This window comes from Streptomyces sp. A 4/2 (genome assembly GCF_940670765.1).
Classification (GTDB): domain Bacteria; phylum Actinomycetota; class Actinomycetes; order Streptomycetales; family Streptomycetaceae; genus Streptomyces.
The window spans coordinates 20,881-47,671 of sequence record NZ_CALNVW010000021.1 but is presented as its reverse complement, the minus strand read 5'-3'; the positions used below and the strand labels follow the sequence as shown (position 1 = coordinate 47,671).

The window sequence follows — 26,791 nt, the reverse complement described above, 5'->3', positions numbered from 1 at the left end:
CCGCTACTTGGGGAGGCTGAACACCATGGCGCTGAAGTCCGCGCATGCTGCCACGACCGAGCCGGTACCTGCTGTGCCCGCAGGATCGGTACCGACCGCTCCGGCTCCGCCGGAGGTGGGCGGCCTTCCGTGGATCGAGGATGCGGGGAAGGTGGCACCGAAGGACGCGCGGGCACTTTCCAAGCTCTTTTTCGATCAGCTCCAGGTGCTCGAAGAGGGCACCCATGAATACCAGTACGCCCGCAACACCCTTATCGAGATGAACCTTTCACTCGTCAGGTTCGCCGCGAGCCGTTTCCGGCACCGCGGAAGCGGCGAGATGGAGGACATCACCCAGGTCGGCACGATCGGTCTGATCAAGGCCATCGACCGGTTCGACCTGTCCCGCGAGGTGGAATTCACCACGTTCGCCGTCCCTTATATCGTCGGCGAGATCAAGCGTTTCTTCCGCGACACCAGCTGGGCCGTCCATGTGCCGCGCAGGCTCCAGGAGCTGCGGGTGGAGATCGCCAAGGGGAAGGAACACCTGGCGGTTCTGCTGGACCGCGACCCGACGGTCGCCGAGCTGGCCGCGCACCTCGACCTCACCGAGGACGAGATCGTCGAGGGCATCGTCGCGAGCAACGGCTACACCGCGGGCTCGCTGGACATGCCCAACGATTCGGGCAGCGACAGCCAGGCGGCCAAGAGCGGTCGTACCTTCGCCGACGTCCTGGGCGAGCCCGACCCGGCGATGGAGACGGTCGAGGACCTGCACGCCCTGGCTCCCCTGCTGCACACGCTCGACTCCCGCGAACGCCGCATCGTGGAGATGCGCTTCGGCGAGGAGCTGACCCAGGCCCAGATCGGCGAGCAGCTCGGCATCTCGCAGATGCATGTGTCCCGTCTGCTGGCGCGCATCCTGAAGCGGCTGCGCAGCGGAATGCTCGTCGAGGACTGAGGCGGGGGCCAGGGCCAGCGATCGGCCGGAGCCAGGGGTCAGCCAGGCCCAGGGATCGGCCAGGACCGAGGCGTACGGAGCGCGGCCCGCAACGCGGGCCGCGCGTCACGTTTGCGTAACCTGGCCGAAACTCTTGACGCTTCTCTGGCTGGTTCCTAACCTCACTGAGTAGTACGCACTCTCGTTGTTCACGTGCTGCGGCGCTTTCCGCAGTGTTTTGGCAGGCACAGACATAGACCACCTGTCGGTGGTTTCGTCATGCCTGCTTTTTCTGTGCTCCCCGTGCCGCCGATGGGTCTTCATTCGAAGGCGGATTCATGGCACAACGTCCGAGCGTCAAAGGCGTCGCCGACGTCGTTGCGCTCATCGATGGGCTGGGGAAGATCACCGGCCGGGCGCAAGTCATCTGGTTCCTCGTGTTCGGCGGGCTGTTCCTCGACGCCTACTCGAACGCCGCGCTGAGCGCCGGTCTGGGACCCATGACGGCCCAGATGCATCTGTCCAGCACCCAGGTCTCGATCCTCACGGCCACCGCCCCGGCCCTGGCGATCATCTTCAACCCGGTCGGCGGCTGGCTCGCCACCCGGTTCGGCCGGGTTCCCCCGCTGCTGATCGCCAAGGTGTTCGCCATCGCGGGCGCCCTGCTGGCCTGCTTCGCCGGTGACTTCACCGTCGTCTGGCTGGGCCGGGTCCTGGTGGGCATCGCGTACGGGATCGACTTCGCGGTCGCCATGGCACTGCTCGCCGAGTACACCCCGGCGAAGATGAGCGGCCGGCTCAATCTGTGGCAGGCCGTCTGGTACGTCGCCACCACCAGCAACCTCGCGCTCGCCCTGGTCTTCTTCAACCTGGACGTGGGCCAGGACATCTGGCGCTGGTCGGTCGGCTCCGCCGGGGTCGTGGCCGCTGTGATGCTGATCCTCCAGTGGACGATGCTCTCCGAGAGCCCCACCTGGCTCGCGGGCAAGGGCCGCCTGGACGACGCGGTCCGCAGCCTGGACCGGATCTACAAGATCAAGGCCGTCGCGGGGAAGCCCGACGCCGCCACCCGCGCCGCCACCACCGCCCCCGCGATCGGGATGCGCCAGGCCGGGCTGCTCTTCAAGGGCGAGTACCTGCCCCGGACCATCCTCTCCTCGGTGATCTCGCTGGGGCAGTCCATGCAGTACTTCGCGGTCGGCTGGTACCTCCCACTGATCAGCCTGACGATCTTCGGCGAGAGCTTCCAGAAGGCCACCATCGGCTCGATGGTGTTCAACGCCTTCGGTATCGCGGGCGGCCTGCTCTCCGCGTACTTCGGCCGCCGCCTGGGCCTGCGGCTCAGCTCGGCCTTCGGGTTCGGCGGGGTGTTCGTCGCGCTGGTCGCGATGGGCCTCACCTTCGAGAAGGTCCCGACCGCCGTGGCGTTCCTGCTGCCCGTGCTGTTCATCCTCTGCCACTCCGCGGGCCCCGGCGCCAACGGCAAGTCCATCGCGGCGCTCTCGTACAGCAGTGATGTGCGCGCCCTGGGCACCGGTGTCACCGGGATGGTCGGCAGCTTCGGCAGTGTCGCCGGACTGTATGTGTTCCCGCAGATCAAGGACTCGCTGGGGCTCGCCGACACCTTCCTGGTGATCTCCGTCGTACCGCTGCTCGGCATGATCACCTGCCTGGCGATCAAGTGGGACCCGACGAAGAGCGCGCAGTCGCCCGACGAGGCGGCGGCCGAGGGTGCGGCAGGTTCACCGGAGCCCGCGACCGCGCGCTGACCGTCCGCCGCGCCTGCCGCACCACACGATGATCCCCTCCCCCTCAGCACGTTCGCGATGCTCGCAATGAAAGGGCTGCAATGACGCAGACGCTCCCCGGCGCCGCCCCACGGCGCGGTGTGCTGGCCATCGACGAAGGCACCACGGGCACCAGAGCAGGAGTCGTCCTCGACTCCGGCGCCGCCCACGAGGTGTTCTACCGGTCGATCGAGGTCAGCCATCCGGACGACCTCTCGGTCGAGCAGGATCCGATGGAGATCTGGTCCGCCACCGTCGAGGTGGCGCGCCGCGCCGTCGGCCGGGCCCGCGAGGACGGCATCGGGATCACCGCGGTGGCGCTCTCCACCCAGCGGGCCACCGCGATGCTGTGGGACCGGGTCACCGGGCAGCCGCTGCTGCCCGCGGTGGTGTGGCAGGACCGGCGGTACGCGCAGGAGCTGACCTCCTACGAGAAGGAGTGGGACGCCGCGCTGCTGGCCCGGCAGGGCCGGCCGGTCGGCGCCCGCGCGCCGTTCCTCTGGGCGGCCCGGCAGATCGCCGCGCACCCGGAGGTGGCCGCCGCGCACCGCGCGGGGCGGCTGCTCTTCGGCACCGTCGACACCTGGCTGATCTGGCGCCTCACCGGTGGCGCCGTGCACGCCACCACTCCCACCAACGCCGCGTCCACCGGCGGTTATCTGCTCGAACAGCACGCCTGGGACGAGGAGTGGATCAACCGGCTCGGCTTCCCCCTCGACCTGCTGCCCGAACTCCGGTCCGACGACGCCGGGTTCGGTACGACCGACCCGGACATCCTCGGGATCGCCGTCCCGCTGGCCGCCTCCATGGGCGACCAGCACGCCGCACTGATCGCGCTCGGCGGGCTCGCCGCCGGGCAGGGCATGTGCATGTACGGGACCGGCGCCTTCGTGGACGCGGCGACCGGCACCGAGCCCGCCCTGCCCCGGCCGGACATCTCCGGGGTGCTCGCCCAGCCCGGCCGGCGGCAGGGCGACATCAGCCACTACAGCCTGGAGGCCTACACCTCCACAGCGGGTTCGGCGCTGCGCTGGCTCTGCGACGACCTGGGGTTGTTCGCATCGCCGAAGGAACTCGGTGAGGAGGCGGGCCGGGTCCCCACCCGGCCGGGCCGCACCCCGCGTTTCGTCCCGGCACTCGCCGGGGTCCGTACGCCGGTCTGGCATCCGGAGGCCACCGCCTCCCTCACCGGGCTCACCCTCGCCACCACCCGCGCCGACCTGGCCCGCGCCGTGCTCGACGGGATCGCGCACTCGGTGTGCGACCTCATCGACGGGGTCGCGGACACCATGGGCGCGCCGTTCACCCGGCTCCGGGTCGGCGGCGGGGTGGCCGGCAGCGACCCGCTCCTGCAGATCCAGGCCGACCTGACCGGCCTGTCGCTGGAGCGGGTCGCCGACTCGGCCACCGCCAGCCTGCGCGGCACCGCCTATCTGGCCGGTGTCGCCCAGGGGTTGTGGTCCTCGCTGGACGAGGTCGTCGAGGCGCAGCCGCGCGGCACGACCTTCGAGCCCGCGATCAGCGCGGCCGACCGCACCGGACAGCGGGCCGCCTGGCGCGACGTCCTGATCTCGCACCTGGACGACCCGGCCCTGAAACCTCTTGAACCTCACTGACCTCACGCCCCCCACCGACGGCCCCGACCGTCGCCTGGACGGCCCGTACCTGACCGCGCGGCCGTCGCACCGAACCACCAGGAGTTGATGTTGTGATCACCATGCCCGCCAGGAAACCGGGGCGCGGCGCCGCGGCGACCCGTGTGAAGCCGCTGCTGCTGGACCGCGCGGCGACGAAGCGCCGGCTGGCCGACGACACGTACGACGTGCTCGTCATCGGCGGCGGCATCACCGGCGCGTACGCCGTCCTCGACGCGGCCTCGCGCGGGCTGCGCGCGGCCCTGATCGAGAAGGACGACTTCGCGTCCGGCACGTCCTCGAAGTCCTCGAAGATGGTGCACGGCGGCCTGCGTTACATCGAGCAGGGCAACGTCAACCTGGTGCGCCACTCGCTCCTGGAGCGTCACCGCTTCCGCAAGAACGCCCCGCACCTGGTACACCGGTTGCCGTTCCTCTTCCCGATCCTGGAGAAGGAGGGCATCTTCGACGCCCGCCTGGCCAAGGGCTTCGAGGGGCTGCTCTGGACGTACGACCTGGTCGGCGGCTGGCGGATCGGCAAGCTCCACCAGCGTCTGTCGGTCCCCGAGGTCCTCGCGCAGGCGCCGACGCTGCGCGCGGAGAACCTCAAGGGCGGGCTGATGTACTTCGACGCCCGCACCGACGACGCCCGGCTGGTCCTCACCATCGTCCGCACCGCCGCCGCGCTCGGCGCGACGGTCCTCAACGGCGCCAAGGCCGAGGGTCTGCTGACCCAGATGGGCAAGGTCTCCGGCGCCCGGGTCTCCGTGGACGGCGACACCCTCGACATACGGGCGCGGGCCGTCGTGAACGCCACCGGGGTGTGGACCGACGAGCTGGACGCGAAGGCCGACGACCGCCACCAGCCGCAGGTCAGGCCCGCCAAGGGCGTGCACATCGTGGTGCCGTGGGACAAGGTGCGGATCAACTGCACGGTCACCGTGCCGATCCCCGGCCGGGCCCGTCGCGCGACCTGCACCCGCTGGGGCAACAGCGTCGTCCTGGGCACCACCGACGAGGACTACCAGGGCTCCCCGGACGATGTGCACTGCACCCGCGAGGAGATGAACTTCCTTCTGGAGGGCGCCAACACGGCCTTCGAGGGGAAGCTCACCCCGGACGACGTGGTGGGCTCGATCGGCGGGCTGCGTCCGCTGGTCGGTGGCAAGGAGGGCGCGACGCTCGACATGCGCCGCGACCACCACATCTCGGTCGGCCGCACCGGCATGGTCACCGTGACCGGCGGAAAGCTCACCACCAGCCGTCACATGGGCGAGCTCGTCATCGACAAGGTGATGACGGTCCTCGGCCGCAAGGGCAAGAGCCGTACGGCGAACCTGCCGCTGCTCGGCGGCGCCGGTTACGACGCCGAGGCCGTCGCCGCGTCCGGCGGTATCGCCGCGCACCTGGGCGAACGGTTCGGCACCGAGGCCCGGTTCGTCGGCGACCTCATCCAGGACGACCCGACGCTGGCCGAACCGATCGTCGCGGGACTCCCGTACACGAAGGCGGAGGTCGTGTACGCGGCCCGCGCCGAGCTGGCCCGCTCGGTCGACGACGTCCTGTCCCGCCGGATGCGCGCCCGCCTGTTCGCCCGGGACGCCTCCGCCGACGCGGCCACCGCCGTCGGCGAGATCCTCGGCCGCGAACTGAACCTCGACGAGGCGGCGGTGGACCGTTCGGTCGCCGAGTACCTCGAAGCAGTCCGTCATGAGAAGTCCGTACTCCTCGAAGGAGCAGCAGCATGATCAGCCGTCAGACCATCACCCACCCGTTCAACCGCGGCAACTACACGGTCGGCGCCCCCAGCTTCGCCAAGTGGGCGCAGAACACCCCCATCGGCGACGGCGAGGCCGCGCTCCAGGTGAACCCGGTCGAGGTCCCCGAGACCGTGATCGAGGCGCTGCGTGAGGCCGCGCACGCGGTGCACACCGCCCGCGACGAGGTCGTCACCCGGACCCGCGACTGGTGGGCCGGCTCGATGATCGGCGAGACCGAGGGGCGCCCGGCGACCACGGACGCCGTGATCGTGGAGGCGGCCGACGCCGACCAGGTCGCGGCCGTGCTGCGGATCTGCCACGCGGCCGGCATCCCGGTCACCCCGTCCGCGGGCCGCTCCAACGTGACGGGCGCGGCGCTGCCGGTCTTCGGCGGTGTCGTCCTGGACGTCTGCGCGCTGAACCGGATCACCGGCTTCGACGCCGAGTCGAACGTGGTGGACGTCGAGGCGGGCATGTTCGGCGACCTCTTCGAGAAGCAGCTCCAGGAGGAGTACGGCGTCACGACCGGCCACTGGCCGTCGGCGTTCGCCGTCTCCACGGTCGGCGGCTGGATCGCCTGCCGCGGCGCCGGTCAGCTCTCCACCCGCTACGGCAAGATCGAGGACATGGTCATCGGCGTGGACGTGATCCACGCGGACGGCACCCGTGCCACGTACGGCGACTACGCCCGCGCGGCCATCGGCCCCGACCTGCGCCAGCTGTTCGTCGGCTCCGAGGGCACCCTCGGCGTCATCGTCTCGGCGCGGCTGCGCGTGCACCCGCTGCCGGAGTACGCCAACGCCGTCGCGTACGGCTTCGCGACCTTCGCCGAAGGCCTGGACGCCTGCCGCGAGATCATGCAGCGCGGCGCGACCCCGGCCGTACTGCGCCTGTACGACAAGCTGGAGTCGGGCACCCACTTCGGGCACCCGGACACCAACCTCCTGCTGATCGCCGACGAGGGCGACCCCACCATCGTCGACGCCTCGATCAAGGTGGCGTCCGAGGTGTGCGCGGCGTTCGGACCCGAGCTGGACAGCAAGGCGGTCTTCGAGCGCTGGCTGGACGAGCGGATGCTGGTCGGCAAGTCCGCGGACGGCTTCACGCCGGGCCCCGGCTTCGTCGCGGACACCCTGGAGATGGCCGCGTCCTGGACCGACCTCCCGGTGATCTACGACGAGGTGGTCGCCGCGATCCAGTCGGTGCCCGGCACCCTGGCGGCCTCGGCCCACCAGTCCCACGCGTACACCGACGGCGCCTGCGTCTACTTCTCGCTGCGCGGCGAGGTGGCGCCCGAGTCGCGCCGCGACTGGTACCGCTCGGTGTGGGACGCGGCCAACGCCGTGCTCATCAAGCACCGCGCGGCGCTCAGCCACCACCACGGCTGCGGTCTGCTGCGCGGTCCGTACCTGGAGGAGGCGCTCGGCGCGGGCTTCGCCACGTTCGTCGCGGTGAAGACGGCCCTCGACCCGACCGGGATTCTCAACCCTGGCAAACTGGGGCTTCCCAGCCGATTCGGTACGTCTCCGCTGAACTGACCCAGCGGGCACCCACCCGCCCGTCCCAGGCAGGCATCCGTATGAGCTCCTCCCCCCGGCCCAGCGCCGCACTCGATCCCCGGCTCGCCCCGGCCTTCGCCGAGGTGCCGGTGATCGCGTCGGTCGTCGGCGCCCAGCCGCTGCGGCAGTTCCTGACCGCACCGGTCAAGGTGTGCATCCTCGCGTCGTTCGCCGTGGGGCAACTGCCCCAGGTCGTACCGGCGCTGGGCCGGGCGGGGAAGACCGTGTTCGTGAACGTCGACAGCAGCCCCGGTCTGGCACAGGACCGGGGCGCGCTGGAGTTCATCAAGAACATGGGCGCCCACGGCGTGGTGAGCACCCGGCTCTCCCTCATAGAGAAGGGCCGCCCGCTCGGCCTGCTGACGATGATGAAGGTCTTCGTCACCGACCGGTCCAATCTGCGCCGCTCCACCGACGCGATCTCCCGCGGGGCGCCCGACCTGGTCGAGATCATGCCCGCCCCGATCATCGGCCGGATGAGCGCGCAGGCCCAGCGCGCGATGTCCCCGTCGGTCGCCGCGGGCTTCGTGGAAACCCCCGCGGACGTGGCACTCGCGCTGGCCCTCGGGTCGGTGGCCGCCGCCACGTCCGATCCCCGCCTCTGGCACCTGCGCCGCGACCAGCTGCCGCCGGTCCCGCCGTCCGCCCTCAAGAGGCCCGCCACACCCCAGGAGTAACCCCCATGACGTACGTGGTCATAGCCCGCTACCGCACCCGGCCCGGCGCGGAACAGACCGTCCTCGCCCTCCTCGACACGATGTCCGCCGCCTCCCGCCAGGAGCCCGGCAACCTCGGCTACCGCGTCCACCAGGGCACCGAGGACCCGCGGGCGGTCGTGCTGTACGAGGAGTACGCGACCGAGGCCGACTTCACCGCCCACTGCGCCACCCCGCACTTCCAGGAGATCGTGCTCGGCCAGGTCGTGCCGCTCCTGGAGAGCCGCGACGTACTGCGCTGCGCCCCGCGTCCGGAGGTGACGGCGTGAAGACCCGCGCGGTGGTGCTGCGTGACGTGTCGACGGCGCGCCCCTACTCCGGGACCCGTCCCGTCGAGGTGGAGGAACTGACCCTGGGCGGTCCGCGCGAGGGCGAGGTCCTGGTCCGGGTGACCGCCGCCTCCCTCTGCCACTCCGACCTCTCGGTCGTCAACGGCGACCGGGTCCGCCCGCTCCCGATGGCCCTCGGCCACGAGGCGGTGGGCGTGGTCCAGGAGACCGGCCCCGGCGTGCGCCGGTTCTCCCCCGGCGACCACGTGGCGCTGGTGTTCGTCCCCAGCTGCGGCTTCTGCGGCGACTGCGCGGCGGGCCGCCCGGCGCTGTGCGCGCAGGCGGCGGCGGCCAACGGCTCGGGCGGCCTGCTGCACGGTCCGTCGCTCCTCCGGGACTCGGCCGGCCGGACGGTCCACCACCAGCTGGGGGTCTCCGCGTTCGCCGAACTCACCGTGGTGGCACAGGAGTCGCTGGTCCCGATCCCCAAGGACGTCCCGTTCACGGTCGCGTCGATGTTCGGCTGCGCGGTCCTGACGGGCGCGGGCGCGGTCATCAACACGGCGGCCCTGCGCCCCGGCCAGTCGGCGGTCGTCTACGGCCTCGGCGGTGTGGGCCTGTCCGCGGTGCTCGGCGCGCGGGCGGCGGGCGCCTACCCGATCATCGCGGTCGACCCGGTCGAGGAGAAGCGCGCCCTGGCGCTCCAGCTGGGCGCGACCCATGCGTACGCACCCGCCGACGCGCTCGCCGCGATCCGTGAACTGACCTCCGGCGGCCCCGAGTTGGCGGTGGAGGCGGTGGGCAGCCCCAAGGTCATGGCCGAGTGCCTGACCGCGGTGGCCCGGGGCGGCAGGGTCGTCTCGGTGGGTCTCCCGGCCCCCGACCGCGTACTGGAGGTGCCGGCCCTGGCCTTCGCGGGCGAGGGCAAGTCCCTGCTCGGCTCCTACATGGGCGACGCGGTGCCGCGCCGGGACATCCCCCGCTTCCTCGACCTGTGGCGCGCGGGCCTGATGCCGGTGGAGAAGATGCACACCGGGACGCTCCCGCTGACCGGCATCAACGACGCGCTGGAGGAGCTGGCCTCGGGCCGGGCGATCCGGCAGGTGCTGGACACGTCGGGGGCGCTGGGCAATGAAGGCGCTGAGGGCACTGAAGTAGCGACGGCGCCGACGGGAGTAGCAACGGCGTCGGCGGGCTGAGAGCGGCTCCATCCGTACACCGTTCGGCCACTGCCGGGGCAGCACGCCCGGCAGTGGCCGAAACGCGTTTCGGGCCCCCGGCCCCTTGCGTCCGAGTCCTGTTCAGGCCCCGGCTCAGGCCCCGGCCCGGCCCTTGCGGGAGAGCCGTTCGGCGAGGACCGCGGCCTGACTGTGCTCCAGGTCCCGGCTCGCGGTCAGCAGGGTCACCGGCCCCTTCCCGGCGAGATCACCGAGGCGCTCGAACGCCTGCTGATGTTCGCTGTCGCGAAGTTCGACGAGGTAGCGGCGCCGGAACTCCTGATACCGCTCCGGATCGTGCCCGTACCACTTGCGCAGCTCGGTCGACGGCGCGACCTCGCGCATCCACTCGTCGAGATGGGCGTCCTCTTTGCGTATGCCACGCGGCCAGATCCGGTCCACCAGCACCCGGGTGCCGTCCTGCGGCGTGGTGTCGTCATAGATCCGGTGATAGCCGACGTTCTCCGCCATGGCGTCCTCCGCGACGTAACCGTGCGCCCGCCCGGCCTGCCGGGTTCCGCGGGCGGCCTCCATCGAGCCTAGGCCGTCGCACGCCGGGCCGCCTGGCGTGGCCGAAATATTTCGTCCTTCCTCTTGACGGCGGCCGGGGTGCACCCCGACTCTCTAAAGCATCTTAAGTAAAGCCTCTTTAGGAAGCGTTCTCACTCCATGGCCGAATCCGCCGTCCCCCCTGCCAGGTCCCGCCGTCCGCAGCGCAGTCTGCTCCAGGTGCCTGCGCTGGAGCGGCGGCCTCCGGAGCGGACCAAGGCGAGCACGCTGGACAGCCGGGTGCACAACCGGTCGCTGGTGCTGGCGACGCTGTACCACGAGGGCCCCCGGAGCCGTTCGGAGATCGCACGGGCGACCCGGCTGACCGCGCCGACCATCTCCGCGCTGGTCGCGGACCTGGAGGAGGACGGGCTCGTCGCCGACATCGGCCCGCGCCAGGACGGCACCCGGCTCGGCAAGCCCGCGAGCCTCGTCCGGATCGAGGACGACGCGGTGAACCTCGTGGTGCTCGACCTGTCGCACAACGACCGGTTCAGCGGCGCGGTGCTCAACCTGCGGGGCGAGGCCGTCGAACGCCGGGACGTACCGCTCGGCAACGCCCTCGGCCGGGCGGCCCACGAACTGGTGCTCCGGCTCACCGCCGAACTGGTCGAGGCGGCGCCGCGCCGGGTCCTCGGGATCGGCGTCGGCTCGCCGGGCATCATCGACGACTCCGGGGTCATCCGTCTCGCCGCCCATCTCGGCTGGACGGACCTGCCGTTGGCGGCGGAGCTGACCGAGCACTTCGGCATCCCGGCGTACGTCGGCAACGACGTGAACCTCGCGGCGCTGGGGGTGCTGCACTTCCGGGACGCGCGGACCCAGAACCTCATGGTGATCTCGATCGAGCACGGTGTCGGCGCGGGGCTGATCGTCGGCGGCGAACGCGTCGAGGGAGAGCAGTTCGCGGCGGGCGAGATCGGGCACGTCACCGTCGACGAGGACGGCGAGCTGTGCATGTGCGGGCGGCGCGGCTGCCTCGATCTGGCCATCGACGCGGGCCACTTGAGCAGGCGCCTGGAGCTGGCGGCCGAGGAGGAGTGGCCCGCGCTCCGGTCGGAGGCGGGCCGGGCGCTCGGCGCCGTACTCGCCCCGATCATCAGCGTCCTGAACCTGAACGAGATCGTGCTGACCGGCCCGCCCGAACTGGTCGACGGCGAATTCCTGGACGCCGCACGGGAGGTCGTACGGGCGCGCACGCTCGGCCCGGTCAACGTCGCTCTCGACATCCGTTCCCTCGCCGGGGACACCGATCTGACCCTGCTCGGCGGTGCGTGTCTGGTGCTCGCCGCGGAGCTGGGGGTGCTGTGACACGGGCCCACCCCCCTGTACCGGTCGGCCCCCAGGTTCCGGTCGGCCCCCCTGTACCGGCCGGCCCCCACGAACCGGTCGGCCCCCATGTACCGGTCGGCCCTACCCGCGCGCTGCCCTGCGACCTTCTCCGCGTTCCCCACGCCCTTCTTCCTGCTTGATCCTTCCCCTTACTCACAGGAGTTGCGATGAAACACTCACGGTTCGCCGCGGCCGGCGCCCTCGGACTGGCTTCGGTTCTCACCCTGACCGGCTGCCACGGCTCCGGAACGGGCGGCTCCGGCGGCGGGGATCAGAAGGTCTCCGCCGCGAAGAGCACGGGCAAGACCCTCACCGTCTGGGTCATGCAGGACGACTACTCCCCCGAGTCGCTCGCGGCGATGAAGAAGGCGTTCACCGAGAAGACCGGCGCCAAGGTCAGCATGCAGACGCAGAGTTGGGACGGCATCGCCACCAAACTCACCACGGCGCTGGCCACCGACACCCCGCCGGACGTGCTGGACCTCGGCAACACCCAGGTCGCGAGCTACGCCTCCAGCGGTGGCCTGATGGACCTGACCTCGTACGCCAAGGACCTCAAGCAGGGCCAGAAATGGCTCCCCGGCCTGGAGGACCCCTCCACCGTCGACGGCAGGCTGTACGCCGTGCCGGGCTTCGCCGCCGCGCGCGCCGTGATCTACAACAAGACGATGTGGGCGAAGGCCGGCGTCAAGCAGGCGCCGAAGACCTACGAGGAACTGACCGCGGCCCTGACGAAGGTCAGGACGGCCAACAAGGCCTCCGACTTCTCGCCGTTCTACCTGCCCGGCCAGCACTGGGCCACCGGACTGCAGTTCGTCTGGGACGCGGGGGGCGAGATAGCCACCCGGAAGGGCGACAAGTGGACGGGCGGCTTCGGTACCGCCAAGGGGCAGGCCGGTCTCGCCGCGTTCAAGAAGTTCCAGAACGCGTACTCGTCGCCCGCCTCCCGCACCGCCGACCCGCAGAACCCCGACCAGCTCCAGGTCTTCGCCGACGGCAAGGCGGGCGCTATCACCGCGACCAGCGGGCAGATCGCCCAGATCGAGAAGGCCAACCCCAAGCTCACGGACGCCGACCTGGGGTCGTTCCCGCTGCCGGGCGCCTCCGGCCACGCACAGCCGGTGATGCTGGGCGGCGCCGTGTGGGGCGTGGCGGCCAAGAGCAAGCACCAGGACCTGGCTCTCCAGTGGATGAAGATCGCCGCGAGCCCGGCCGTCCAGGACACGTGGATCGTCGGACACGACGGCTGGAACCCGAACAGCGCCGAGGCGAACGAGAAGGCCATGGGCAAGGCCGCCCCGCTCAAGAAGGGCTTCTTCGAGGCCGCGCTGAACTCCCGGGCCACCCCGGCCAGCCCGAAGTGGGCGGCGCTGGAGGCGGACAAGTCCGTCAACCAGCTGTTCTCGGCGGTCGCTTCCGGCAAGAAGTCCCCGGCGGACGCGGCCGGGATCTTCGACGCGGCGGTGGACAAGGCCCTCAATGCGACCGGCTGACGGAGCGGGCCGCCCCCGCACGCCGGGCGCCCGCGACCTGCTCACCGAGGACCGGGACCCCGCAGAACGTAAGTCGGAACGCAAGTCGGCACGTACGTCGAAACGCAAGCCCCGCCACGAGCCGGGCCGGGAGCCGGATGCGGAAGCGTCCGCCACGGCTCGTACCGGACGGCCCGGAGAGCGGCCGGTGAAGCCCCGGCGGCAGTGGGCGGTGGTGTGGCTGCTCACGCCCGCCGGGCTGGTGATGGCCGCCTTCAGCGTGGCGCCCGTGCTGTTCCTGATCTTCACCTCGTTCACGGACTACAACCAACGCACCCTGTTCACCGGCGAGTTCAACATGGTCGGCACCCAGCAGTACGCCGACATGTTCTCCGACCCGGAGTTCTGGAAGTCGCTGGTGCGCAGCGTGCTGTTCACCGTGGCCATGGTCGCGGGCAGCATCGTGGTCGGCATGGGTGTGGCCCAGCTCCTCACCCGGCTGCGCACCGCGATGCGGATGACGGTGACGGTCGTCCTGATCTTCGCCTGGGCCATGCCGAACGTCGCCTCCTCCCTGGTGTGGAAGTGGCTGTTCCAGCCCGGCTACGGGGTCGTCAACTGGCTGCTCACCCAGGTGCACGTGTTCGGCGACATGACCAACACCGACTGGGGGCAGAACGCCTCGCTCGCGTACGTGTCGATCTGGCTGCTGGTGGTGTGGCAGGCGGTGCCGTTCATCGCGCTGACCCTGTACGCGGGGCTCACGCAGATGCCCGTGGAGCTGCCCGAGGCCGCGCGGCTGGACGGGGCGGGCGAGTGGCGGGTGTGGTGGTCGGTGACGCTGCCGTTCCTGCGCCCGACCCTGCTGCTCGTCACGATCATGTCGGTGATCTGGGACTTCAACGTCTTCAACCAGATCTGGCTGGTCTCCGCGGGCGGCCCCGACTCGGCGACGAGCACGCTGGGGATCTTCGCGTACAAGACGGCGTTCGTATCGTTCCGGATCGGTCAGGGCGCGGCCCTGTCGGTCATCACCACCGCAATCCTGCTGGGGATCACCGCTGTGTACATCCGCAACCTGCTGCGCTCGGGGGAGGATCTGTGAGCGGCCGTACGGGAAACCGCGTGAAGAACCGCCGCTACCGGGCGGGGAGCCCCCGGGGCGGCCGGCTGAACAACACCCTCGCCGTCGCCTTCTGCCTCGTGTGGATCTTCCCCGTCTACTGGATGGTCAACACGGCGTTCAAGCCCCGCTCCGAGGCGATGACGCCGACCCCGCACTTCTGGCCGCACTCCCCCACGCTGCGCAACTTCGACGTGGCGATCAACCAGACCAGCTTCCTGACCAGCCTGCGCAACAGCCTGATCGTGGTGGGCGGCGCGGTGCTGCTGGCCGTGGTCCTGGGGACGTTCGCCGCGGCGGCGCTGTCCCGGTTCCGCTTCCGCGGCAGGCGCACCCTCATGGTGGCCATCCTGATCGTGCAGATGCTGCCGATCACGGCGCTGCTCATCCCGACCTTCCTGATCTTCAACGAACTCGGGCTGCTGGGCACCTACATCGGGCTGGTCTTCGCATACGTGGCCACCGTGCTGCCGTTCTCGATCTGGGTCATGCGCGGGTTCTTCCTCACCGTCCCGGCCGAGGTCGAGGAGGCCGCGCGGCTCGACGGCGCCACCACCTGGCAGACCCTGACCCGGATCCTCTTCCCGCTGGTCGCGCCGGGCGTGATCGCGTCCAGCATCTTCGCGTTCATCACGGCGTGGAACGACTACCTGGTCGCCTACACGTTCATGAAGGACCAGGACCACTACACGCTGCCGGTCTGGCTGGCGTCGTTCAGCACCCCGGTCACCGGCACCGACTTCGGCGGCCAGATGGCCGGTTCGGTGATCTTCTCCCTGCCGGTGGTCGTCTTCTTCCTGATCATCCAACGCAAATTGGTGTCCGGCATGTCCGCCGGCGCCGTGAAGGGATGACCCGCACCATGCTCCTTCCCCGCCCCGCTTCGGCCTCGTCCGGCGACGGCTCGTTCCCGCTGGACCCGTCCACCCGGATCACCGCGCCCGGCGAACTGGCGCCGACCGCCCACTGGCTCCAGTCGGTCCTGCGTCCGGCGACCGGCCTGCCGCTGCCGGTGACCGGCGTGGCCGGCCCCGCCCCCGGCAGCCCCGCCCTGGCACTGACCCTGGATCCCCGCCTCCCCTCCGAGGGATACCGCCTGACCTGCGGCCCGGACGGAGTCGCCCTCGCGGGTGGCGACGCGGCGGGCGTCTTCTACGGCTGCCAGGCGCTCCGCCAGCTGCTGCCCCCGCAGGTCTACCGCGCGGCCCCGGTGGCCGGGGTGCGCTGGGCGGTGCCGTACGGGGCCGTCGAGGACGCCCCGCGGTTCCGCTGGCGCGGCGCGATGCTGGACGTGGCCCGGCACTTCATGCCCAAGCACGACGTACTGCGCTTCCTCGATCTGCTGGCGATGCACCGCCTCAACACGCTCCATCTGCACCTGACCGACGACCAGGGCTGGCGGGTGGAGATCCTGCGCCACCCCCGGCTGACCGAGGTGGGCTCCTGGCGCCGCGAGTCCCAGCTCGGCGCCGCACCGGACGCCCCCGACAACGGCCGCCCGCACGGCGGTTACTACACCCAGGACGACCTGCGCGAGATCGTCGCGTACGCCGCCCAGCGGCACATCACCGTCGTGCCGGAGATCGACGTACCGGGCCACTCGCAGGCCGCCATCGCCGCCTACCCCGAACTGGGCGTACGGGGCGAACAGTTGGAGACGAGCCCGCGGTGGGGCATCAACACGAACATCCTGAACGCCGAGGAGTCGACGGTCGACTTCTTCCTCGGGGTGTTCGACGAGGTGATGGACCTCTTCCCGGCCCCGTTCATCGGGATCGGCGGCGACGAGTGCCCCAAGGACCAGTGGGACACCGACCCGCGCACCCAGGAGCTGATGCGTGAGCGGGGGCTCGGCGGTTCGAAGGAGCTCCAGGCGTGGTTCCTCGGCCGGATCGGCGCGCATGTCGCCGCGCGCGGGCGCCGGGTGTTCGGGTGGGACGAGATCCTGGAGGGGGAGGTTCCCGAGGGAGTGGCCGTCGCCTCCTGGCGCGGCATGACCGGTGCCCGTACGGCGGCGCGCCGGGGGTACGACGTGATCTCCTGCCCCGACGACCAGGTGTACCTGGACTACCGGCAGTCGGAGCTGGACAGCGAGCCGATCCCGTTCGCGGTGCCGCTGACGCTCGCGGACGCGTACCGCTTCGACCCGGTCCCCGACGGGCTCACCGAGCAGGAGACGGCCCGGATCCTGGGCGGGCAGGCCAACATCTGGACCGAGCACATGGATTCGCCCCGGACCGTCGACTACTACGTCTTCCCGCGCCTGTGCGCCATCGCGGAGGCGCTGTGGAGCGGGGGCGAGCGCGACTTCGACGACTTCCGGGTACGGCTGCGCGCCCACCTGGCCCGGCTCGACGCGCTCGGCGTCGAGTACCGGCGGGAGGACGGCCCGCTGCCCTGGCAGAGCCGGCCGGGCGTCCCCGGCAAACCGGCCACGCGCACCGAGTGGGCCGAGCTCATCGACGGGCTCGTGGCCACCATCAGGACCTGAGCGCGCCCCGGCGAACGCTCCCGACAGTTCGGCGCAGTCCCCCCGTACCACCTTCATCACGTGATTCCGAGGGAGAAACAGTGAAGCCAGGAACAGGACGACGGGCCGCACTCGCGGCCACGTCCGCGCTCACCATGGCAGTGGCAGCGGGGGTGGCGGGCCTGCCCGCCGCGAACGCTGCAACCGCCGCAGGCACCACAAACACCGCAAGCACCGCAAGCACCACAAACACCGCAAGCACAGCCGCGGCCTCCGGGACGGTGACCCTCGGCGGCAAGTGTCTCGACGTCACCGACGGCAGTTCGGCCAACGGCACCGCCCTCCAGCTGTTCGACTGCAACGGAGGCACCGCCCAGCAGTTCAGCTGGGCGGACGACGGCACCCTCAAGGTGCTCGGCAAGTGCCTGGACGTGACCGGCGGTTCGGACGCCACCGGCGCGCTCGTCCAGCTCTACGACTGCGCGCGGGTGAACCAGCAGAAGTTCCGGTACCTGCCCGACGGCACCATCTACAGCGCCAAGTCCGGCAAGTGCGTGGCCGTACAGGGACAGGTCGTGAACCACTCGCGCGTCGGCCTCGCCTCGTGCGACCCGAAGCAGCTCACCCAGCAGTGGACCGCCGGGTCGGCGCCCGGCCCGGCGTACCGGCTCTCGGGCGGTGCCCCCGTCGCGTACGACAACCCCGACGACACCCCGGCCGGAGTGTTCACCGCGAAGGACGGCCGGTTCTACTACCAGCAGTCGGACGCCCTGTACGGCGCGAACGACCCGCGCACCTGGGCGTTCTTCAGCGGCGCCGACTTCGACTCCGCGAAGCCCGACCCGATATCCGGCGCGGTGAACCCCGCCAACGCGCAGGACCGCAACGACGACACGACATGGCGCTGCAACAACAGCCCCACCGGCAAGGAGGCCACCCCGACCCCGGGCTCCACGGGTTACGCCCAGCCCAACTACTGCGACCTGGCGGGCGTGTGGGTCGATCCGGGCAGTGGTGACTGGTACGGCCTGGTGCACAACGAGTTCACGCCGAAGCCCTTCGGCGACGGCATGCACTACGACGGCATCGACTACGCCGTCTCCAAGGACCAGGGCAGGACCTGGTCGATCGAGGACCACGTCATCACCTCGCCGTACAGCACGAAGCGCGACGACACCGGCCAGTTCCCGAAGGACACGTACGACTACGGCGACGGCGACCCGCGCCTGTACGTGGACAACGCCTCGGGGTACTTCTACGTCTTCTACGCGGACCGCGTGCTGAACAAGTCCGGCGGCGGCAGCGTCTGGCACCAGCACGTGGCGCGCGCGCCCATCGCGCAGAAGATGGCGCCGTCCTCATGGAGGAAGTGGCACGACGGCACCTGGCAGTCGCCGGGCACCGGCGGCGCGGAATCCAACATCATCCCGTCGGACGGCAACGGCACCGGCTACACCGCACCCGCCGACGAGTACCAGCCGTCCACCGCCGGGAAGGCCGCGGACCAGGTCACGCAGGGCGCCATGCCGGACAACTCCCAGCTGACCGTCATGAACATCACCTGGAACGCCTACCTGGGCAAGTACATCGGCACCCCGCAGAACAACATCGCCCAGGCCACCGACACCAAGTCCCCGCTGCACTTCTACGCGACGGACGACCTGGCCACCCAGAAGTGGGTGGACATGGGCAGCGTCGCGGAGAACCAGAACGCCTCGTGGTACCGGTGGTTCCTCGACTCGGAGACGAAGACCACGTCCAACGTGGTGGGCCGGACGTTCCGCTCGTACTGCTCGTTCTACTGCGACACGTACACGGGTGAGTACGCCGACATCACCATCGAGCCCACGTCGAAGACGGAGCTGCCCGCCTCCCCGACCGGCGGCAAGGCCCGGCAGATCAAGGCCGCGAACGGCAGGTCGCTCGCGCTCTCCGGCGGGAAGCCGGTCGCCCTGTCCCAGCCGGTCCCCCTGTCCGGTCCGAACGCCCTGGCAGGTCCGAACGCACTGTCCGGTCCGAACGCCCTGGCCGGTGGCAAGCCCCAGAAGTGGCAGGTCACCGGCACCGGTGACGGCTTCTACACGGTCACCGGAGGCGACGGGCGCCCGCTGCGCGTCGCCGACGGGACGAAGGGCCGCGCCTGGGGCGCCGCCGTATCGTCCGGTACGGCGGGCGCCGAGGCACCGGCCACCGCCCAGTGGTACCTCCAGGAGATCGTGAAGTCCCCGGCCAAGGGGGGCGCCTCGAAGGCCACCGGCACGTACCGCCTGGTCAACCGCTACAGCGGGCTCGCCCTGAGCCTGGACAAGCACGGTTCGGCCGTGACGGCTCCGCAGAGCACGGACCCGGCCCAGCTGCTGTCGTTCCGTTCCTGACAGACACGGCTGTCGGGGATCGGACGGATCCCCGGCGATCCCGCACCGGGGTCTTCTCCGAGCCCGCCCACGTGAGTACGCCGGCTCGGGGAAGACCCCGTCGCTCGCTTCCGGACACCGGCCGGTCCGCGGCTTCAGGAAGCTGTCAGCCAGTCACGCTCCGGCGAGATCCCGGAGTGCGCGGGGAGGCGCGGGTCCGTGCTCCCGAACATCGACCCCCCGGGCATCGACCACCCGGGCATCAGCCTCCCTGACATGAGCCTCCCAGGCATCAGCGAGCGGGGCGCGGCGCCTCCGGGACGCCGCGCCCCGCTCGCCGTTCTCGCGTCACGGCATCTCAACTCACCCGTCCCACGGACCCCTTGACGGCTCACCAGGGGCGTCTTGAAGCCCCGGCAACGCTCCGGCTACCAGCACATCACCTACTCCTCCTTCGACCTCAAGTGGCTCGGCGGGGTCTGCGCCCCCGTCACGGTCACCGCGCCGAAGGAAGTGAAGGCGGGGGAGCGGACGGACCTGTCGATCCGTGTGGTCAACCAGAACGACCAGCCCCTGCCGACCGGCCGTACGGAGATCGAGCTGCCCGCCGGATGGAAGGCGTCCGCGGTGACGGTCCCGGCGCTGAAGCCGGGCCGGGGCGCCACCGTGACGCTGCCCGTCGACGTACCCCTCACCGCGACGGGCCGGACGCAGCTCAAGGCCGTCTACTCCGTACGTGACGCACACGCCTACGGCACGGCCACCGTCAGCGTGACCCCCGCCGCGAACGCCCCGGCGGCGCCCCGGATATCGGCGCTGCCGGTCCTCGACAACATCCAGGCAGCAGGTGCCACCGGAGCGCTCGACGACGTCATGTCGTACTGGATCCGGGTGTCCAACCCCGGCAACACCCCGCTCACCGACGTGCAGTTGACCGGCGATCTGGGCAACCTGGCGGCGTGCGCACAAGCCACCCTCGCGCCCGGCGCCGACTACATCTGCCGGGGCGCGGCGAGCGGCCGGCGGATGATCACCCAGGCCGACCTCGACCAGGGATTCACGCCGAACCTGACGGTGTCCGGCACCGCCCCGGACGGGACACGGACGTCCGCCACGGCCACCGGGGACCACACCGACGTCTTCTGACATCCCGGGTGACATCCCGGGCCGGCCGGGTCCGTCCCACTAGGACTTGTCCGGCCCGCTGTCGGAATCGGGCCGCAGCAGGGTGAGTTCGGCCGCCCCCGCGTACGGCAGGCCGTTCGCCGCGGAGGTCGCCGTGAGCCGGACGTGACGTGCCGAGGTCGTCGGGAAGGTGATCTCCTTCTCCGTCTGGTCGTCGGCGAAGGTCCCCCGGGCCGCCGTACGCCAGTGGACGCCGTCGGAGCTGACGTCGAAGGTCCAGGCCCCGATGCGCCCATTGGTCCCGGCGTCCTGCCGGGGCAGGTAGCGGAACCCGGCGAGCTGCCGGTTCGCGCCCAGGTCGAGGGTGATGTGGTGCGGCATCGGTGCCGCGGCCGGACTGTAGGCCGTGTGCCAGGCCGAGTACGGATCGTCGTCGAGGACATTGATCGCGCGCCCGTCCTCCGCGGTGGTCTCCTCGCTGTCGGTGCTGACCGTCATCCCGGCCTTGGGCAGCGCACGCAGGCTGAACGCGGTGCTGCCGGGCGGGCCACCGATGGCATCCACCTGACTCAGGAACGTCCATGCGGAGGGAACCCGCGGCGAGCCCCAGGTGCGCTCGGCCAACACCTCCAGGGGCCGGCGCGCGAAGTGGTCGAAGAACGCGGTGCTCTGCGTCTCGGCGCTGTCGGACCACCGGGAGACCTTGTAGCCGAGAACCCGTCCGCCGCCCACCGCCGGTGTCGGGAACGCGTAGTTCTCGTAAGTGTCACCGACATCGACGTAGCCGTAGTCGCCGATCTTCTGCCCGAAGCCGGGGCTCACGTACAGCACGGGTTCGGGCGAGGCGACCACGGTGTACCCCTTGGCGACCAGCGGCGACGGATCACTGTCGATGTAGTCGTCGAGGACGATCGTCCTGTCGGGTGCGATCGAGGACTGCTGTCCGTACTGGTCCCACCACTCCCACGCCTCGGTGGTCCTGCCGTGCGAACGCACCTGCTTGTTCAGGGTGTTGAGGAAGTCGACGAAGACGTCCCCGGTGTAACCGAAGCCACGCGCGTTCTTGTAGGAGACGAGCTCCGGGCAGGCGTTCTTCTTGTCGTCCAGACCGATCTCGTCGCCGCCGACATGCACGTACTTGCTGTCGAACAACGGGATGACGGCTTCGAGGAGGTCGTGCACGAAGTCACGGGTGTGCTGCTTGGTGATGTCCAGGGTCCAGCCGCCGAGTTCACCACCGGGCCACTTCCCCTGGTCCATCGAGGTACAGGCGAAGCGCAGCTTCGGATCGTAGGTGGTGAGGGGGGTGGCGTGGCCGGGCAGGTCGATCTCGGGGATGACGTCGACATGGTACGTACGGGCATAGTCCTGCAGTTCCCGCAGGTCAGCGGGGCTGTAGGAGTCAGCTGCGGCAAGACCGGGGAACTGCGGCAGCTGGATGCGGAAGCCTTCCCAGTCGGTGAGGTGCAGATGGAAGGTGGTGAGCTTCTGCCAGGCCATCTCACGGATCTGCGTCTTGAGGTAGCCGATGGAGAAGAACTTGCGCCCCACGTCGAGCATCTGCGCACGCTGCTCGACGTCCGGCCAGTCGCGGGCGGTGCCGCGCGGTATCGAGGTGTGGCGGTCGTCGAGCTTGATGGCCTGCTCGATGGTCTGGGTGGCGTAGAAGACCCCGGTGTCCCCGGTGGCGTCCACCTCCAGGACGTTGCCTATGTTCAACACGTAGCCCTGCGCCCCGAGTTGGGCGTCGGCACTACGGGAACGCAACGCGATGTCACCAGCCTTCGGAGTACCGGTGACGACGGGCAGGATGCGCCCGGCGAGAGCCCCCAGATCGGTCGCGAACGTACGTGCCATGGACCGGAGTTCGGCGGCATCGGCGCCACCGAGGACGATCCGGGAGCGGGGCGTCAGACGGAACTCACCGTGTCCGCCGCGCCATTCGCGGATCCCGGGCTGAACAGCCGGAGCGGGATTGACGGCGGCGGCAGCGGCAGTGACGGGCGAGGCGGAGGCGGAGGCGGCGCCCGCGACTCCGAGGGGAGCGGCGCCGACGACGAGCAGTACGACCGGCAGGACATGCCGGATGAAACGTCTCATGAGCAGTACCGTCCCGAGGCTCGACGAATCTCTGACATCGGATGTCAGACGATAGGGGCGGGCCAAGTGACGGTCCAGAGGTCGTGCGCAGATACGACCGAAAAGGCGGTCCTGCAATCAACTTCGCGCATAGACACAGGGCGCGAGCACGTCCCGCCCCCCCCCAGAGCCCAACTACAGCTCACTACAGCCGAGTTCAAGATCCCTCTCACTCCTATCGCCTCCTATCGCCCCACCTGCGCCCCCGGGCGCTTGAAGACCTGCTTCCCGTGCCAGACGACGAACTCCGGCTCGACAGCGGGTCGCCCGGGTCTGCCCGTCGCGACCGGCTGTCCGTGAAGGTCGTCGACGGCCCGGCCGGCCCGACTTCGCGCCACGTACAGCTGGGAGACCTGAATGCGCAGATCGGGCAGGAGCCCCAGAACCCCGAGGTCGAAGAGCGTGTGGTGCAGGGAGCACAGCGCCAGCCCGTTGTTCACCTCGTCGGGGCCGTCCTGGCTGTGCCACCGTACGTGCGCGGCCTCCAGACCCACGGGGTGACGCCCGAGCGCACCGTCGAACCCGCAGAAAGCACAGGCATACCCATAGGCAAGGAGCACCTCCTCGGCGAACCCGGCCCGCCGCCTCCGCCGTCTCCTCCCCCTCGGCGCCTGCTCCGTCTCGTCGGCGTCGGCGTCGGCATCGGCATCGGCATCGGCATCGGCCAGATCCAGCCCGACTGCATCGCGGATGAGCACGTCCAACGCCGGAGTGAAGTGCTGTTCCATCAGGAGCCGAGCCGCCGCCGCGAGGGTCCCCGGATCGGCCAGCAGCATCTCGACCTCGGGCCGCAGCCGCCCATGAGCACCCCGATCCCGCAGGAGGCCACCCCGCTCGGCTACGTCCGGCCCGATGGGTACCCCGTCCCGGTCCCGCAGATCCCACAGGTCGCGCTCCAGGTGCACGAACGGCATGGCGGCCCGGCGCCTCGCGCGGGCGACGCTCGTCACGGCCGGACCGAAGTCGTTGATCAGCCGGCTGACGGGTTCTTCCGCCTCGCCGTACGTGACTGCGGTGCTGCCGGACGCGGAGAACCTCCCCAGCAGCCAGAGCACCAGCAACGGCTTGTGCGGCGCCCGGCGGCTGCCGATCTGTGCCTGCCGCAGCGCGGCCAGCGACCTCATCAGCTCGTCTCGTGTCACAGAGTCCAACCCGTCCCGCCTTCAACGACACCGCTCACGCAGGGGCTACGGCAGAAGACCCCACGCACGGGCTCCCGCGCAAGCCGCAGGGGCGCGTATCGGCTGGAGTGAGCGAAGAGCGTCGCCGCACGGCTGAAGGTTCAGATCGGTCTGAGAAACAGGCCCCCCACCACCGCACCCGGCCTTCCCACCCCAGAGACCCTCCTCAGCCCCCCGGCCGCTCGGACCGACACCGCCCCACCCGCTACACTGTCCGCGGTGACCTAGCCCTCACAGGCCCGGTCACCACAACCCTGTCGGCTGGCCGGCCTGAATCCCTCGCCCACCCGGGCCGGGTTTCGGACACGGTTTCCGGCAGATCCCCGCCTTCGTAGCTCAGGGGATAGAGCACCGCTCTCCTAAAGCGGGTGTCGCAGGTTCGAATCCTGCCGGGGGCACAACGCACTACCGCTCTGACCTGGGGTTTCTCCCCCAGGGAGGGGTCTTACTCGGCCTCGGACTTCTCGTCCGGGGCCGTTTGCGTGAGCGGTGCGTGAGCGGACGGGAAGTTGATCTCCCGGATTTCCCCCAACGGATCAGCACCATCCGGCACGGATTCCGCGTCGGCAGACTCTGCGTCGTCGAGCTCGGCCTCCGCCTCGGGAGCGATGTTCTCGGGGGTTGTGCGCGCTCGCGGCACGAGCCGGGCCGCAGCCTCTGCGATTGCCAGATCCGCTTCGGGGAGCAGGCTCGTGTACGTGTCCGACGTGATGGTGATCGAGGAGTGGCCGAGCATCTCCTGGATGTCCTTCAGGCCGGCACCGGCCGCGTGAGCCAGGGTGGCGGCACCGTGACGGAGGTCGTGGAGCCGGATCGGCGGTAGACCGAGTTCCTCGTGCAGTTCGATGAACCGCCGCGTGACGTTGGCAGGGTGGAGCAGTTCTCCGTTCTCACGGGTGAAGACCCTTCCGGTCTCCACCCAGGCGCTCTCCCACTCCTTGCGGTCCTTGTCCTGCTGGGCACGGTGCCGTGTCAGGGCCTGGACCGTGTCGGAGTCGAGGGCGATGGTGCGCGCTCCGGCGTCCGTCTTCGGATCGTCCTCGTACACCTCCCAGCCGTTCACCACGAGTTGCTTGGCGACCGTGAGGAGCCCGGCGTCCAGGTTCGTGTCGGTCCACCTCTGACCGCACGCCTCGCCTCGCCGAAGTCCGCGGAAAGCGACCAGGTGAAACAGCGCGTACAGCCGGTCCTCGGCTACATGGTCGAGGAAGAGCCCGGTGTGTTCCGGCGTCCAGACCATCACCGGCGAGGGCTTCTCTCCGGTGCGCTTCCAATGGAGGATGCGCTCCTCAGTCCACACAAGCGCCTTGGGGCGCCTGCCGGCCTCCAGCTCGACGTGGGCGGCCGGGTTGAAGGTGATCAGCTGCTGGGCGATCGCCGCGTTCAGCGCTGCCCGCAGCGTGGAGCGAACACGTTGCCGCGTCGCCGGACCGACAATGCGGCGGTAGGGATCCATCTCGGCGATGGCCGCTTTCATCGCCTTACGGCGGGCGCGGGGCTCGCGCCCCTTCCAGGCAATCTGTGCGAGATCCTCGAACGCCTTGCGTCGTGCGGCGTTCCCCTCGGCGATCTCGACGTTGGCCTCGGCTATGGCCTCGAACATCTCCGAGAGGTGAGTGACCCGAAGGCGGTCGAGCCGTACGTGCCCGATGCGCGGCTGAAGGTGGACGCGAATATTGCTCTCGTCGCGGCTGATTGCACTCTGCCGCCCCTTCTTGCCCGCCAGCCAGATGTCCAGCCACTCGCCGACCGTGAGGCGGCTGGTGAGGTCCAGGCCGTGGCTCAGGCGCCGACGGGTCGCCTCGATGTCCGGTAGCGGAGCCTTCTCGTCTGCCACCTTCTCCAGCAACTCGGCGATCTGATCGAGACCTTCGGAGTCATCGGAGTCGGCGAGGCCGAGAAGCGCCCGTATGTGGTCGAGGTCGACTTGGGCAGCCTTGATGCTCTCGTAGCCGGCACGGCTGAAGGATCGGCGGATTCCGTCGGCTCGGGGTGGGAGCTCCTGGCGTATGGAGTAGGAGCCGTGCTTGCGGCTGGTGAGCTTGGGGCACTTCTTGCCGAGCGGCTTGCCGGTCTCGGCGTCGCGGCAGTAGCAGCGGCGGTGGGTGGATCCCTTCAAGGGCGTTCCTCCGTGGTGGTATCGGGGGCCCATTCGGGCGGGTCGACGTCGTGGAGTGAGGGTGGGAGGTCGGGCGGGACGGCTCCGTCGTCGAGGAGGTCTCGACGGAGGTGACGGAGCTTGTACTTGGCCGAGATGGCCTGGTCGGCGTACTCGGTCCGTTTTCGTTCGGCTTCTTCCTGTTGGGCGCGGCTGGTTGCCGTCTTGGCCGCGAACCGTGCCTGCTCCTCTTCGTCGAGCGCTGCTAGGGCGGTGCGTACGAGGCTCGCGTGGGCTTCGAAGTCGGGCACGAGACCCAGGTCGCGCCCGAAGACTTCCTGTTCGCCGGAGAAGCGACGCAGGGCGTCCCAAGTGGGGACGAGGCTCTGGAAGGGGAGCTCCTGGGTCTCCTCGACGTAGCCGACCGGGAAGATCAGGCAGGCGGGGTACGTCTCCAGGGCGGCGGCCAGGACCAAGACGTCCACCAGCGGCAGGCCGGCCCTGCGGCCGGACTCCATGTTGGCGATCACATTGCGCGGGATCGGGTGCCCGAGCTGCTCGCACCGGTCGGCCAGTTCCTGCGCGCTCCACCCCATCTCCTTTCGTCTGCGGCGGACTTCGCCGGCCACGTTCGCCTGGACCCGGTCCACCCACTCCGGGAAGTCGTCCGCTTCATCATCCACACGGCATTGTGTCATGTAGACACATTAACTTGTGGATCCTGATTGGTGGCTGCCTGGAGCCGGACGTGATGCCCGCGTTCGCCGACGGCTGTACGGAAAGGCATGGCGCATGCGCGAAAACACCGCAGAGGGATCGCCGAAAGGGATGAGTCGTGAGGACCTGCTGGCCCTGCCGGTAGCCGTTGACCTCGAAACCAGCAACCGCGCCCTTGGGCTCGGGCGGAGCAAGGGGTATGAGCTGGCGAAGCGCGGCGCGTACCCGTGCAAGGTCCTACGGCTGGGCAACGCCTATCGGGTCGTGACCGCGGATCTGCTGATCCTGTTGGGCCAGGCCGCGTGAAAGGGCGGGAGCGTAGCAAACAGTTCTGCGCTGAGCTGACACAGAATCGCTGGACTGTGGCCGG

General features: G+C 70.2%; 21 protein-coding genes and 1 tRNA gene. 17 read left to right on the top strand and 5 right to left on the bottom strand.

All coding sequences use genetic code 11. The features are described from left to right. Positions 1-25 precede the first annotated feature (25 nt). The 8 genes from NBY69_RS17025 to NBY69_RS16990 all read left to right on the top strand — a co-directional run bounded on the left by NBY69_RS17025 (position 26) and on the right by NBY69_RS16990 (position 9,843). Entirely contained in the window at positions 26-940 is a 915-nt protein-coding gene (locus NBY69_RS17025; RefSeq protein ID WP_250301811.1) for an RNA polymerase sigma factor SigF, read from the top strand. Between the two features lie 317 nt (positions 941-1,257). Further along, positions 1,258-2,688: an MFS transporter gene (locus NBY69_RS17020; RefSeq protein WP_250301810.1), complete on the top strand. Its 1,431-nt coding sequence runs from the start codon at positions 1,258-1,260 to the stop codon at positions 2,686-2,688. Positions 2,689-2,768: 80 nt separating this feature from the next. Further along, on the top strand, positions 2,769-4,322 hold the full coding sequence (locus NBY69_RS17015) for an FGGY family carbohydrate kinase (RefSeq protein ID WP_250301809.1): 1,554 nt from the start codon (positions 2,769-2,771) through the stop codon (positions 4,320-4,322). Positions 4,323-4,414: 92 nt separating this feature from the next. Then, positions 4,415-6,088 carry a glycerol-3-phosphate dehydrogenase/oxidase gene (locus NBY69_RS17010; protein ID WP_250301808.1) on the top strand — a complete coding sequence of 558 codons (1,674 nt, stop codon included), beginning with the start codon at positions 4,415-4,417 and terminating at the stop codon, positions 6,086-6,088. Beyond that, complete coding sequence (locus NBY69_RS17005; protein ID WP_250301807.1) at positions 6,085-7,638, top strand: FAD-binding oxidoreductase; 1,554 nt, start codon at positions 6,085-6,087, stop codon at positions 7,636-7,638. The genes NBY69_RS17010 and NBY69_RS17005 overlap by 4 nt, the downstream gene beginning before the upstream one ends. Positions 7,639-7,679: 41 nt before the next feature. Further along, positions 7,680-8,336, top strand: a complete 657-nt coding sequence (locus tag NBY69_RS17000; protein WP_250301806.1) for a glycerol-3-phosphate responsive antiterminator — start codon at positions 7,680-7,682, stop codon at positions 8,334-8,336. A gap of 5 nt (positions 8,337-8,341) precedes the next feature. Further along, positions 8,342-8,644: a putative quinol monooxygenase gene (locus tag NBY69_RS16995; protein WP_250301805.1), complete on the top strand. Its 303-nt coding sequence runs from the start codon at positions 8,342-8,344 to the stop codon at positions 8,642-8,644. After that, on the top strand, positions 8,641-9,843 hold the full coding sequence (locus NBY69_RS16990) for a zinc-binding dehydrogenase (RefSeq protein ID WP_250301804.1): 1,203 nt from the start codon (positions 8,641-8,643) through the stop codon (positions 9,841-9,843). Before NBY69_RS16995 ends, NBY69_RS16990 begins: the two co-directional genes overlap by 4 nt. Before the next feature lie 114 nt (positions 9,844-9,957). On the opposite strand, the gene NBY69_RS16985 is transcribed toward NBY69_RS16990, so the two are convergent. Further along, the gene (locus NBY69_RS16985) at positions 9,958-10,332 is read right to left on the bottom strand and encodes a DUF488 domain-containing protein (protein ID WP_250301938.1); all 375 of its coding nucleotides are present in this window, start codon (positions 10,330-10,332) and stop codon (positions 9,958-9,960) included. Positions 10,333-10,530: 198 nt separating this feature from the next. On the opposite strand from NBY69_RS16985, the gene NBY69_RS16980 reads away from it, so the two are divergent. The 7 genes from NBY69_RS16980 to NBY69_RS16950 all read left to right on the top strand — a co-directional run bounded on the left by NBY69_RS16980 (position 10,531) and on the right by NBY69_RS16950 (position 20,307). Beyond that, the gene (locus NBY69_RS16980; protein ID WP_250301803.1) at positions 10,531-11,721 is read left to right on the top strand and encodes an ROK family transcriptional regulator; all 1,191 of its coding nucleotides are present in this window, start codon (positions 10,531-10,533) and stop codon (positions 11,719-11,721) included. Between the two features lie 188 nt (positions 11,722-11,909). Further along, entirely contained in the window at positions 11,910-13,235 is a 1,326-nt protein-coding gene (locus tag NBY69_RS16975; protein WP_250301802.1) for an extracellular solute-binding protein, read from the top strand. Continuing rightward, a complete protein-coding gene (locus tag NBY69_RS16970) occupies positions 13,222-14,319 on the top strand; it encodes a carbohydrate ABC transporter permease (protein ID WP_250301801.1) in 1,098 nt (365 codons plus the stop codon). Before NBY69_RS16975 ends, NBY69_RS16970 begins: the two co-directional genes overlap by 14 nt. Next, on the top strand, positions 14,316-15,191 hold the full coding sequence (locus NBY69_RS16965) for a carbohydrate ABC transporter permease (RefSeq protein ID WP_250301800.1): 876 nt from the start codon (positions 14,316-14,318) through the stop codon (positions 15,189-15,191). Before NBY69_RS16970 ends, NBY69_RS16965 begins: the two co-directional genes overlap by 4 nt. A gap of 8 nt (positions 15,192-15,199) precedes the next feature. Beyond that, positions 15,200-16,828 (top strand): beta-N-acetylhexosaminidase, encoded by a 1,629-nt coding sequence (locus NBY69_RS16960; protein ID WP_250301799.1) that lies wholly within the window; start codon positions 15,200-15,202, stop codon positions 16,826-16,828. A gap of 80 nt (positions 16,829-16,908) precedes the next feature. Further along, on the top strand, positions 16,909-19,182 hold the full coding sequence (locus NBY69_RS16955; RefSeq protein WP_250301798.1) for a ricin-type beta-trefoil lectin domain protein: 2,274 nt from the start codon (positions 16,909-16,911) through the stop codon (positions 19,180-19,182). A gap of 384 nt (positions 19,183-19,566) precedes the next feature. Continuing rightward, positions 19,567-20,307 carry an NEW3 domain-containing protein gene (locus NBY69_RS16950; RefSeq protein ID WP_250301797.1) on the top strand — a complete coding sequence of 247 codons (741 nt, stop codon included), beginning with the start codon at positions 19,567-19,569 and terminating at the stop codon, positions 20,305-20,307. A gap of 39 nt (positions 20,308-20,346) precedes the next feature. On the opposite strand, the gene NBY69_RS16945 is transcribed toward NBY69_RS16950, so the two are convergent. Together NBY69_RS16945 and NBY69_RS16940 are read right to left on the bottom strand one after the other, a co-directional pair. Then, positions 20,347-22,386 carry a family 20 glycosylhydrolase gene (locus NBY69_RS16945; protein ID WP_250301796.1) on the bottom strand — a complete coding sequence of 680 codons (2,040 nt, stop codon included), beginning with the start codon at positions 22,384-22,386 and terminating at the stop codon, positions 20,347-20,349. 224 nt (positions 22,387-22,610) lie between these two features. Beyond that, positions 22,611-23,567, bottom strand: coding sequence for a phosphorothioated DNA-binding restriction endonuclease (locus NBY69_RS16940; protein WP_250301795.1), 957 nt, complete (start codon positions 23,565-23,567; stop codon positions 22,611-22,613). A 364-nt stretch (positions 23,568-23,931) separates the two neighbouring features. Here NBY69_RS16940 and NBY69_RS16935 point away from each other — a divergent pair. Next, positions 23,932-24,004 (top strand) — tRNA-Arg (locus NBY69_RS16935). Positions 24,005-24,051: 47 nt separating this feature from the next. On the opposite strand, the gene xerC is transcribed toward NBY69_RS16935, so the two are convergent. Continuing rightward, positions 24,052-25,725, bottom strand: coding sequence for a tyrosine recombinase XerC (gene xerC, locus NBY69_RS16930; RefSeq protein WP_250301794.1), 1,674 nt, complete (start codon positions 25,723-25,725; stop codon positions 24,052-24,054). Next, positions 25,722-26,387: a helix-turn-helix domain-containing protein gene (locus NBY69_RS16925; protein ID WP_250301793.1), complete on the bottom strand. Its 666-nt coding sequence runs from the start codon at positions 26,385-26,387 to the stop codon at positions 25,722-25,724. The genes xerC and NBY69_RS16925 overlap by 4 nt, the downstream gene beginning before the upstream one ends. Positions 26,388-26,496: 109 nt before the next feature. On the opposite strand from NBY69_RS16925, the gene NBY69_RS16920 reads away from it, so the two are divergent. Then, positions 26,497-26,727, top strand: a complete 231-nt coding sequence (locus NBY69_RS16920; protein ID WP_250301792.1) for a hypothetical protein — start codon at positions 26,497-26,499, stop codon at positions 26,725-26,727. The last annotated feature ends 64 nt before the right edge of the window (positions 26,728-26,791 follow it).